General features: G+C 62.5%; 7 protein-coding genes. 2 read left to right on the plus strand and 5 right to left on the minus strand.

The window, feature by feature from the left end; genetic code table 11:
- Positions 1-187: 187 nt before the first annotated feature.
- From J7E24_RS15720 to J7E24_RS15740, 5 genes are all read right to left on the minus strand, one after another.
- Complete coding sequence (locus tag J7E24_RS15720; RefSeq protein ID WP_215139078.1) at positions 188-1810, minus strand: hypothetical protein; 1623 nt, start codon at positions 1808-1810, stop codon at positions 188-190.
- Between the two features lie 173 nt (positions 1811-1983).
- The gene (locus J7E24_RS15725) at positions 1984-2400 is read right to left on the minus strand and encodes an EVE domain-containing protein (protein WP_215139079.1); all 417 of its coding nucleotides are present in this window, start codon (positions 2398-2400) and stop codon (positions 1984-1986) included.
- 98 nt (positions 2401-2498) lie between these two features.
- Positions 2499-2945, minus strand: coding sequence for a hypothetical protein (locus tag J7E24_RS15730; protein ID WP_215139080.1), 447 nt, complete (start codon positions 2943-2945; stop codon positions 2499-2501).
- Positions 2946-3007: 62 nt separating this feature from the next.
- Entirely contained in the window at positions 3008-3388 is a 381-nt protein-coding gene (locus J7E24_RS15735; RefSeq protein WP_215139081.1) for a hypothetical protein, read from the minus strand.
- Positions 3389-3470: 82 nt separating this feature from the next.
- Complete coding sequence (locus J7E24_RS15740; protein ID WP_215139082.1) at positions 3471-3872, minus strand: hypothetical protein; 402 nt, start codon at positions 3870-3872, stop codon at positions 3471-3473.
- A 224-nt stretch (positions 3873-4096) separates the two neighbouring features.
- Between J7E24_RS15740 and J7E24_RS15745 the strand changes: the two genes are divergently transcribed.
- Together J7E24_RS15745 and J7E24_RS15750 are read left to right on the plus strand one after the other, a co-directional pair.
- Positions 4097-5854, plus strand: a complete 1758-nt coding sequence (locus J7E24_RS15745) for a helix-hairpin-helix domain-containing protein (RefSeq protein WP_215139083.1) — start codon at positions 4097-4099, stop codon at positions 5852-5854.
- A gap of 62 nt (positions 5855-5916) precedes the next feature.
- Positions 5917-6195, plus strand: coding sequence for a helix-turn-helix domain-containing protein (locus tag J7E24_RS15750; protein ID WP_215139084.1), 279 nt, complete (start codon positions 5917-5919; stop codon positions 6193-6195).
- The last annotated feature ends 29 nt before the right edge of the window (positions 6196-6224 follow it).

Raw genomic sequence — 6224 nt, forward strand, 5'->3', positions numbered from 1 at the left:
AGCTGCTCTGGAAAGTCAAAAGAACGTCATGCTGAGCTTGTCGAAGCATCTCTACCACCAGGCTAACTCCGGCAGTTGCAACGGTGCGGTAGAGATGCTTCGGCTGCGCTCAGCATGACGTTTTATTTCAGGTACTTTCTAAACAGGGTCGTTATCTGATAGCTCAAGTATGGCGCGTAAGCGTCGGTTAAAATGCCAGGTCGTTGAGGAAAAACACTTCCCGCATGGCCCCGCTCTCGCCCCGGATGTTTTGGTAGCCGACGGCCAGAAAATGGCGCCCGTACCAGGGCATAAGGTGCTCCTGGTAGGTACTGATGGTTTTTTCTTCCCTCTTTTTGGTGCTCTCGGCACCTGCGGGGGCTGCCGGGGCGGTGCGCAGGTTCACCTGCCAGTCGTTGGGTGAGGGGGCTGTGCGGTCTACCAGTTTGTAGTAGAGCTTATCGTCTTTTAGGTAAGCCAATGCCAGCTTGCCATCGTCCAGGGGCCGCACGGCAACCGTTTCTTCCAGCTGAAGCCGGTTTACTTCGTCGAGCAGAAAGGAATTGTCCCAGAGTAAGTTGCCCCGGCGGTCGAAACCGCAGACAAGAGCGTGGCTGAAGTGGTACCCATTGGCTGGCCGGCGGTTGGTATAGAAGCTGTTGTAGCGCGAGGGGTAGCCGAAGCCTCCGGCGCCGGTGCCATAGGGCAAGGGTCCGTAGCCAAGGCGGCCGGGCAGGCCATAGCCACTATGGCCGCTGCTGTAGCGGGCATAATACACCTCGGCCACCAGTACAAACCCTTCGGCCGTAGGCAGCATATCGTGCATAAGCAGCTGGTAGCGGTGGCGCGGCTGGCGGGCCTCCTCGCGCAGGCGGGCCTGGCGCTGGCGCAGCCGTTCTACCCTCGCCGGCTTCATAAAATCGAAGAAGTGCTTGAAGTTGAGGAAGTCGTAGAAGCGTAGCGAGCGGCGCTGGCCGGTGGGCGTGGTGCCGGCCGTCAGGTCGGCCGCAAACAGGCCCTGCGAATAGCGCGAGTCGCGTAGCGTATAGGTGCCGGCCAGCACCCGGGCCGCGCTGTCGCCCGAGCTGAGCTGGGCATCGAGCAGGCCGCGCTCGGAGCCAGCCTGCACAAACTCGGAGCGGATAAGCTGGCCCTGCTGGTCGAGCTGCTTCAGCTGCAGCCGCGACTTAAACCCGTTGGTTTCGCTTAAAATCAACTCGGCCCGCTGGGTGGCCGAATCGGCCAGCAGCGTGAAGCGGGCCGGCAGCGGCTCGTATACGGAGGGCAGAAACTGAAACTGGGCCGTCTGCAGGTTCAGTAGCAGCACCGTCAGGTGCTGCTCCACTTCCACCGTTACAAACAGGTTGCCGTCGAGGGCGGTGAGGTTGTGGATCTGGCGGGCTTTTTTGGTTTTGAACTCGCCGGTTGCCAGCTCGCCGGTGCGCGTATCGAAGGCGGCCACCCAAAGCGTACCCTCGGCCACACCACTGAACAAGGCGTACACGTCGGTGCCCTCGGCGCAGATGCGCTGAAACTCGTAGCTCCGCGGTACCTCCAGTGGTCGGGCCGGGGCGGGCGTTAACTGGTGGTCCAGCTTCTGGAAATAGTAGCCGGGTTGGCTCGTCAGCCGTACATCGTGTTCCACGAGCAGCACCAGGCTGCTGTCTTCGGCCAAAGGCTGTACCTGCACCTCGCTGCTGGAAAACTCCAGCGGCAGCTCGGTGCGCCGTTCCTGCCGGGGCTCTACCGGCGGGCGGGGGCCTTTGGATTTCTGCGCCCACAGGCCCGGCGCACTCATCAGCAGGCAAAAAAGCAGGAGCGTATGTCTCATAGCAGGAACCACCGGGCTTTCAAAGGAGGGTGAGCAAGGGTAAGATACACAGAAGCTTGGGCTCTGCCTAACCCGGTTGACCTCCAAATGATGCCGTTGCCTGCTATATTCCACATCGAAGACCGGAAAAATGCACAAACCCGCCCGCCAGTTCCGCTACACTGCCCCTTACCTTACACCAGCCCGGCCCCCAGCTCCAGCAGCACGTCGAACTCCTCGGCCTTCAGCGGCATCACCGATAGGCGCGACTGGCGCAGCAGGGCAATCTGGTTCAGGCGCTCATCCTGCTTGATGCGAGCCAGCGACACGGGCGCGGCCAGGGGCTGGCGCGGTACCAGCCGCACGGCAACCCAGTCGGTGCCGGCGGGGGCGGTGGCGTCGGGCGCAGCGGCGGCGGCTACTTCGGCAATACCTACCACCTGCTTGTCGGTTACGCTGTGGTAGAACAGCACCAGGTCGCCGGGCTGCATCTGGCGCAGAAAGTTGCGGGCCTGGAAGTTGCGCACGCCGGTCCAGTCGGTGCCGCCCTCGCGCACGAAAGTGGCCCAGGAGTACGCCGCCGGTTCCGATTTAACAAGCCAGTAGTTCATATAAAAAGCAGTTGGGTTTCGGCGCAAACATAACGCCAAACGGCCCGGCTGCCCCTTACTGGGTCAGCCGGGCCGCTGTATCTATTAGGGGCAAGAGCCTAGGGTAGGTAGCGCGCCGTAAGGCGGTCAGCACCTACGCTCACGATTTCCACTTGCATATCGGGCCGCGAATTATCAGTTATGTGAAGGCGGAAAATCGACTTGCCAGACTCGGAACGCTGCCAGGTAATGGGATGAGTAATAGGGCCGGTACCGATGCCGGGCGCGATGTACACGCCGCTACCGTCGGTGTTCAGCCGGAACCCGTCGCCGCCCTCAATGGGCATGTTGTAGCGCTGGGGCTGCGTGGCCCAGGTGTAGTTTTCGGGACGGTAGGTGGGTATTTCGTTGGGCTTGGCCTCGTACGAGTTAATCCACGTACGGCCAAACAGCCGGGCATCATCGGCCAGCAGGTTGCTCTGCTTTTCGGGCGATACATCGGGGGTAGAAGGCGAGCAGGCGGCCAGCAGGCCCGTGGCGAGGATAGTCAGCAGAAGAGTGCGCATAAGTTGAGTGGAGCTATAAGATGGGAGAAATAACAAGGCCAGGCAGCCGTTTGGTAGCCGCCTCAGTAGTCGCGCCGGGCCTGCAACTGGTTGTTGTCGGGCTTGGTAATGCGCAGCAGATAGCCTTTGCGCGTTGTTGTACGAAACGTGATGCGGTACGTTTGGCTGCCCTCGCTCTGCCAGGTGCCCGGCCGCTCCTCTGGCCTGTCGAGGGCATCGAGGCCGTACTCCAGAAAGCTGCCATCGGCGTTGAGGCGGAAACCGTCGTAGCGCCAGGCCAAGTTGGGGTTGGTGGGCGAGAAAACCGTGGCCCCGTCTTCGCCGGCCTGGTAGGTGTTGTACCATGCCCGGCCAAAAACATAGTCCGGCGTGGGTTCGTCGTCTTTCTGGCAGCCCGCCGACAACAGGAGCAGGGCGGCGGATACATAAACGGGAAAACGCATAAGCAAGCAGATAGGAAAACGGGCAATAGCACCTGTCATCGGGAGCCGAAACTCCGACGGCGGGTTGCAAGTGCCCGGCTTGCTATTGCTTGCGCTTCACCTTCAGTACGTTGTTTTCCAGCGAAATTACTTCCAGCTCGTAATCGGGCTCCTGCTTGTCGTCGAGACTGATAAGCAGCGTATGGTCATTCTGGGCTTTCCAACGGCCCTTGTGGCCTTCTAGGCCGTCGGTGGGGGCAATGTCATACTGCGTGAACAGGCCGTTGCGCTCAAAGGCAAAGCCCGTGCGGCCCCGCGAAGGCGGAAAGGCGTACGTGTTGGGGCGATACACCAGCACATCGGCCTGGTCTTCCTCGTGGGCGTGCAGCCAGGTGCCTTCCAGCTGTTTCAGGTTGGGCGGCAGGCGCGAGCCCTGCGACTCAGGGTTGCAGGTGGCCGCCAGCAGCAGCACGCTCAGGGCAGCAAAAACAGTGAAAAGGCGCATAGCGGAAGGAATAGGGTGACAGTAAAAGTAAGATACGGAAAGTAAGAACCAGGCAACCGAAACAAGGCTGCCAAAGACAGCCACGTGGCCAGCCGCACCAGGGTTGCGTGGGGCCGTTGGCTGCAGCCGGGGCATTGGCAGGGCGCATCGGGCAGGCCGAAACCGGCGTATAGCGGCTGTTGCCCCGTCACCTGTTCCCCTGCGCACGCATTACCTTTACTGCCATGGACAACCGCGCCCTCACCCGAGCCTTTCGCCTGGCGGCCCAGCTGCTGGAGCTGCACGGCGAAAATCCGTTTAAAATCAGGGCCTACGAAGGCACCGCCAGCGCCCTGGAAGCCCTCAGCTTCCCGGTGGCCGATGTGGAGCGCACCGGCCTGCCCGACCGCACTGGCCTGAGCAAAACCGCCGCCGCCAAAGTGGCCGAAATGCTCGACACCGGCTCGTTCGAGGAGCTCGACCGGCTGCTGGCCGCCACCCCGCCCGGCGTAGTCGAGCTGCTGAAAATAAAAGGCATCGGCCCCAAAAAAATCCGCAGCTTGTGGAAAGACCTGGGCATCGAAGACGGTGCCCAGCTGCGCACGGCGGCCGAAAACGACGAGGTGAGCAAGCTCAAAGGCTTCGGCCAGAAAACCCAGCAGTCCATCCTCGACGCCCTCGATTTCACCGACCAGAGCCGCGGCAAGCTGCTCTACCCACAGGGCGAGGAGCTGGCCCACGAGCTGCTGGCCCGCCTGGAAGCCGCGCCCGGCACCGAGCGCGCCGCCGTGAGCGGGGAAGTGCGCCGCCGCCTCGAAACCATCGAAACCGTGCAGCTGGTAGCGGCTACCACCAACCCCGCCGCCGCCCGCCAAGCCCTCAACGACCTCGACGGCCTCACCCCCGACCCACGCCGCAGCGGCCCGTTTGCTTGGCGCGGCACGGCCACGACTTCCGGCGTGCAGGTAGAGGTGCGCTTGGTTCAGCCCGCCGAGTTCACCAACCAGTTGCTCCTAACTTCGGCCACCGACGCCCACCTGAACGGCCCGCTTACCGATGAGCCGGCCGCTCCCGGCCAGCCGGCCAGCCTGCGCCAGTGGTTGGGCCGCGAGCAGTTTGCCACCGAACCCGACCTTTACCAGCGCGCCGGCCTGCAATACGTAGAGCCCGAGTTGCGCGAAGGCCTCTGGGAGCTGCCGCTGGCCCGCGCCAACAAGCTGCCCCAGCTGCTGGAGCCCGGCGACCTGCGCGGCTCGCTGCACAACCACAGCACCTACTCCGACGGCACCCACAGCCTGCGCGAAATGGCCACTTTCCTGCGCGACGAGGGTTACGAGTACCTGGGCATCTGCGACCACTCGCAGGCCGCGCACTACGCCAACGGCTTGCCGGTGGAGCGTGTACGCCAGCAGCACCAGGAAATCGACCAGCTTAATCAGGAGTTGGCCCCGTTCCGCATTTTCAAGGGCATCGAGTCGGATATTCTGTCGGATGGCGGGCTGGATTACGCGCCGGCCGTGCTCGAAACCTTCGATTTCGTTGTGGCTTCGGTGCACTCCAACCTGAAAATGGACGAGCGCAAAGCCACGACGCGGGTACTTCGGGCCATCGAAAACCCTTACACCACCATGCTGGGCCACCCCACCGGCCGGCTGCTGCTGCGCCGCGAAGGCTACCCGCTCGACCACAAAGCCATCATCGACGCCTGCGCCCAGCACAACGTCATCATCGAAATCAACGCCAACCCCTGGCGCCTCGACCTCGACTGGCGCTGGGTGCACTACGCGCTGGAGCAGGGCGTGCAGCTCAGCATCAACCCCGACGCCCACCACACCAGCGGCTACGCCGATATGCGCTACGGCGTGCTGATGGGCCGCAAGGGCGGCCTCACCAAAGCCAGCACCTTCAACACGAAATCAGCAGAAGAAGCCGCCGAGTACTTTGCCCGGCGCAAAGCCAACATCAAGCCCCCGCTCGAATTCCAGGATTCGTTGTTTGGGTAATGCGGGTTTTAAGTAGTGTTGCATAAGTAAACGGGTGGTACGTATGGGCGTATCTTTGGGCCATGATTTTAGCCCCTCTGCCGCTGACAGCCCTCGAAATAACCACCCTGGAAGCGGCTTGTGCCCGGGGGCCGCACCCGCGCATGCGCCGCCGGGCGCAGGCCGTGCTGGGCCACCATCGCGGGGCCAGCATCAGTTCCTTGGCCACCCTATTTGGCGTGCAGTATAATACCCTCAGCCAGTGGCTGCGCAACTGGCGGCGCCACGGCTTGGCGGGCTTAGCTGAAGCCGGCCGCTCCGGTCGACCCACCAAATTGCCGTCGGCTGTTAAAAAAAAGTAGTTGCCTGGCTGGGTATGGCCACCCAACAA

It is taken from the genome of Hymenobacter sp. ISL-91 (assembly GCF_018613725.1).
Classification (GTDB): domain Bacteria; phylum Bacteroidota; class Bacteroidia; order Cytophagales; family Hymenobacteraceae; genus Hymenobacter.

Coding starts and splice junctions, on each gene's coding strand:
- J7E24_RS15720 (WP_215139078.1), bottom strand. CDS start 1,810: ATGAGACATACGCTCCTGCTTTTTTGCCTGCTGATGAGTGCGCCGGGC.
- J7E24_RS15725 (WP_215139079.1), bottom strand. CDS start 2,400: ATGAACTACTGGCTTGTTAAATCGGAACCGGCGGCGTACTCCTGGGCC.
- J7E24_RS15730 (WP_215139080.1), bottom strand. CDS start 2,945: ATGCGCACTCTTCTGCTGACTATCCTCGCCACGGGCCTGCTGGCCGCC.
- J7E24_RS15735 (WP_215139081.1), bottom strand. CDS start 3,388: ATGCGTTTTCCCGTTTATGTATCCGCCGCCCTGCTCCTGTTGTCGGCG.
- J7E24_RS15740 (WP_215139082.1), bottom strand. CDS start 3,872: ATGCGCCTTTTCACTGTTTTTGCTGCCCTGAGCGTGCTGCTGCTGGCG.
- J7E24_RS15745 (WP_215139083.1), top strand. CDS start 4,097: ATGGACAACCGCGCCCTCACCCGAGCCTTTCGCCTGGCGGCCCAGCTG.
- J7E24_RS15750 (WP_215139084.1), top strand. CDS start 5,917: ATGATTTTAGCCCCTCTGCCGCTGACAGCCCTCGAAATAACCACCCTG.